Raw genomic sequence first — 2,870 nt, 5'->3', positions numbered from 1 at the left:
GGACCCCGGTCAACACCACGATCAGGTACGTGAAGCAGGTCGAGCCCACGGTCAGCGACCTGACCGGGAAACGCATCGACGACGGCCCGCGCGCCGGTCGCTACCCGCTGGGCGCCTGGGGCAACGAGAGCCGCGACTACCACATCTGCGTCGACGTCACCCCGGGCGCGGCCGGCGACGAGATGCTGGCCGCGCGGGTGTCCGTGCTCGAGGGCATGGACGTGCAGGCCCAGTGCCTGGTGCGCGCGGTGTGGACCGACGACACCGCGCTGTCCACCCGGATCAACCGGCAGGTCGCCCACTACACCGGCCAGGCCGAGCTGGCCGACGCGATCCAGGCTGGGCTGGAGGCGCGCAAGGCCGGCGACGAGCGTACGGCCACGGTGAAGCTGGGCCGCGCCGCGCAGCTGGCCCACGAGAGCGGCAACAGCGCCACTACCGAGCTGCTGCAGACGGTGGTGGACATCGACGACCCGGTGACGGGCACGGTCCGGCTGCGCCGCCGGGTGGACGCGGCCGACGAGATGGCACTCGACACCCGGTCGACCAAGACGGTGCGGGTCGGACGGTCCTCGTCGTGACCTGTCCACGGGGGCACGAGTCCGCCACGGACGACTTCTGCGACGTCTGCGGGGTGCGGATGAGCACGACCGTCGCGATCCCGCAGCCGACGTCGACGCCGCCCTGCCCGCACTGCGGCACGCCGCCGCTCGGCCCGGGCCGGTTCTGTGAGAACTGCGGCTACGACTCGAACACCGGCCGGGTCCCGGTGCTGTCACCGCCGCCGGTGGCCGCGCCGGCGGGTGAGTGGACCGTGACGATCGTCGCGGACAAGGAGTGGTACGACGCGAACGCCGTCGAGGGCCTCGTCTTCCCGGCGTCGGCGGTCGCCGTGGAGGTGCCGCTGACGCCGCCGCAGGTGCGGATCGGCCGCAAGAGCTCGTCGAAGGGCACCGATCCGGAGCTCGACCTGGCGGACGACCCGGGGGTGTCGCACAGTCATGCGTTGCTGACCCAGGATCTCGGCGGGGTGTGGCTGGTCGCCGACATGGGCTCCACCAACGGCACGTACGTGAACGACGATCCGCAGCCGCTGGACCCCGGGCGCAGCCGGCCCCTCGCCGACGGCGACCGCCTGCACGTCGGCGCCTGGACCATGATCGTCCTGCACGCGCCGTAGTTCGGCGGGTGCGATCAGTCCGGCGAGCGCTGCGGCTGCAGCCGGATCTGCGTCGGGCAGCCGCGCACCGGGAAGGTGACGACGAACCGGGCCGCCGCCGCAACGTCCGCCGGGGTGAGCAGCTCATCCGGCCGTTGCCGGCCCGCCGGCGACTGCAGGCCCGCGCCGGCGGCGACCAGCCCGGGCGAGATCAGGCTGACCTTGACGTCGCGGTCGCGCACGTCGAGGAACACCGCCTCGGCCAGCCCGGCCAGCCCGTGCTTGCCGGCCACGTAGGCGGCGTTGCCGGGGAAGGCCTGGTGGGCGGCGCCGGAGCCGATGTACAGCAGCGAGCTGGGGGCGGCGTCGATCAGCGCGGGCAGCACCCGGGCGGTGAGGCTGGCGGCGGCGGTCAGGTTCACGTCGAGCAGCCGGGTCCAGGTCGCCGGGTCGGCGCGGTCGGCGGGCGCCCAGTCGAAGAGGCCGGCGGCCCACACCACGACGCGCAGGCGACCCCGCCGGCGTAGCTCGCCGACCGCCCGGTCGACGGCCCCGGCGTCGGTGACGTCGACCGTGTCGGTGAAGGCGTCGGCGCACCGGCCGGCCGCCGCCTCGAGCCGATCCGGGTCACGGCCCCACAGGCTCACCGACATGCCCAGCCAGCTCACCGGCGATCGCCTGCCCGATCTCGCTGGTCGCGCCGACCACCAGCGCGTGTGTGTCGTCCATACCCCCGGCATTGCCCGTGAGATTCCCGCTCGAACGGGTATCGGGCTCGCATGACTGATCCCAGCGGTACCGATCCCGACGACGATGTGTCCAGCGCCGCCGACGCCGGGTCGATGAACCCGGACTCGATGGGCGAGCCGAGCCCGGATCTCGGCGCCGACCTCGGCTATGCGGGGGCGAACCAGAGCGAGGAGCAGGGCGATCCGGGTACGCCCGAGGAGGCTCCGGCCGGCCCGCCCGACTGAGCTACGGCGTCAGCACGCTCCGCGTGAATCTCGGCGTTCGCCGGTCGCGGGGGCGGTGGCGGCGATATCTTCGCGCCGATGAGAGACGCACGGGTGGCCAGCGACGACCGTACCGAGGTCATCGGACTGCTCAACCGTGCGCTGGAGCAGGGTGACGTGCCGATCGGCGACTACGACCACCGGATCGCCGCGGTCGGCGGGGCGACGTATGCGTCCGAACTGCTCGCCCAGCTCCGCGACCTGCCGCCGGAGTACGCCTGGCTACCCCCGGCCGCGGTGGCGCCTCCCGCCGCAACCGGCCGCACGGGCCGGGGCGCCCTGATCCTGGGCCTGCTCAGCCTGCCCACGTCCTTCTGCATCTTCGGCGGCCTGCTCGGCGTCATCGCGGTCGTCCTGAGCCTGCGCGGCGACCGCACCCCGGGCCTGTCGGCGAACCTGCTGGGCCGGGTCTTCGGAATCGTCGGCGTGGTGATGTCCATCGGCGCGGCGGCCGCCCTGGTGATCTTCATGAGAGCCGACGCCGCTCCCTAGGGACGTCAGGAGCGGAGCAGGGTCAGGGCCCGGTCGCGCACCTCGGTGGTGGAGGCGTAGACCGAGACGCCGCGGCCGGGGCGGGTGCTGCCGTCCAGCGTGCTGTAGTGGCCGCCCGCCTCGGTGATGATCAGTGACGTCGCGGCGAAGTCCCAGATGTGGCCGCTGGTCTGCACGGCCAGGTCGAGATCACCGCGCGCCACCAG

5 protein-coding genes and 1 pseudogene are annotated in these 2,870 nt (G+C 73.4%); 4 read left to right on the top strand and 2 right to left on the bottom strand.

Translation table 11 applies throughout. The features are described from left to right. Window positions 1-581 (top strand): annotated as a pseudogene (locus tag AB0M20_RS35875) (hypothetical protein); the annotation flags it as partial. Then, a complete protein-coding gene (locus AB0M20_RS35870) occupies window positions 578-1,180 on the top strand; it encodes an FHA domain-containing protein (RefSeq protein WP_364305033.1) in 603 nt (200 codons plus the stop codon). The pseudogene AB0M20_RS35875 and the gene AB0M20_RS35870, both read left to right, overlap by 4 nt. Before the next feature lie 14 nt (window positions 1,181-1,194). On the opposite strand, the gene AB0M20_RS35865 is transcribed toward AB0M20_RS35870, so the two are convergent. Then, a complete protein-coding gene (locus tag AB0M20_RS35865; protein ID WP_364305031.1) occupies window positions 1,195-1,812 on the bottom strand; it encodes an SDR family NAD(P)-dependent oxidoreductase in 618 nt (205 codons plus the stop codon). Window positions 1,813-1,938: 126 nt separating this feature from the next. Between AB0M20_RS35865 and AB0M20_RS35860 the strand changes: the two genes are divergently transcribed. Then, window positions 1,939-2,133 carry a hypothetical protein gene (locus AB0M20_RS35860; RefSeq protein ID WP_364305030.1) on the top strand — a complete coding sequence of 65 codons (195 nt, stop codon included), beginning with the start codon at window positions 1,939-1,941 and terminating at the stop codon, window positions 2,131-2,133. Window positions 2,134-2,211: 78 nt separating this feature from the next. Next, the gene (locus tag AB0M20_RS35855) at window positions 2,212-2,664 is read left to right on the top strand and encodes a DUF1707 domain-containing protein (RefSeq protein ID WP_364305028.1); all 453 of its coding nucleotides are present in this window, start codon (window positions 2,212-2,214) and stop codon (window positions 2,662-2,664) included. 5 nt (window positions 2,665-2,669) lie between these two features. On the opposite strand, the gene AB0M20_RS35850 is transcribed toward AB0M20_RS35855, so the two are convergent. Then, window positions 2,670-2,870 (bottom strand): inositol monophosphatase family protein (locus AB0M20_RS35850; RefSeq protein WP_364305026.1); only part of this gene is annotated, 201 nt, incomplete at its 5' end.

Source organism: Actinoplanes sp. NPDC051633 (assembly GCF_040681735.1).
Lineage (GTDB): Bacteria > Actinomycetota > Actinomycetes > Mycobacteriales > Micromonosporaceae > Actinoplanes.
This window is presented reverse-complemented; position numbering and strand designations above follow the sequence as displayed.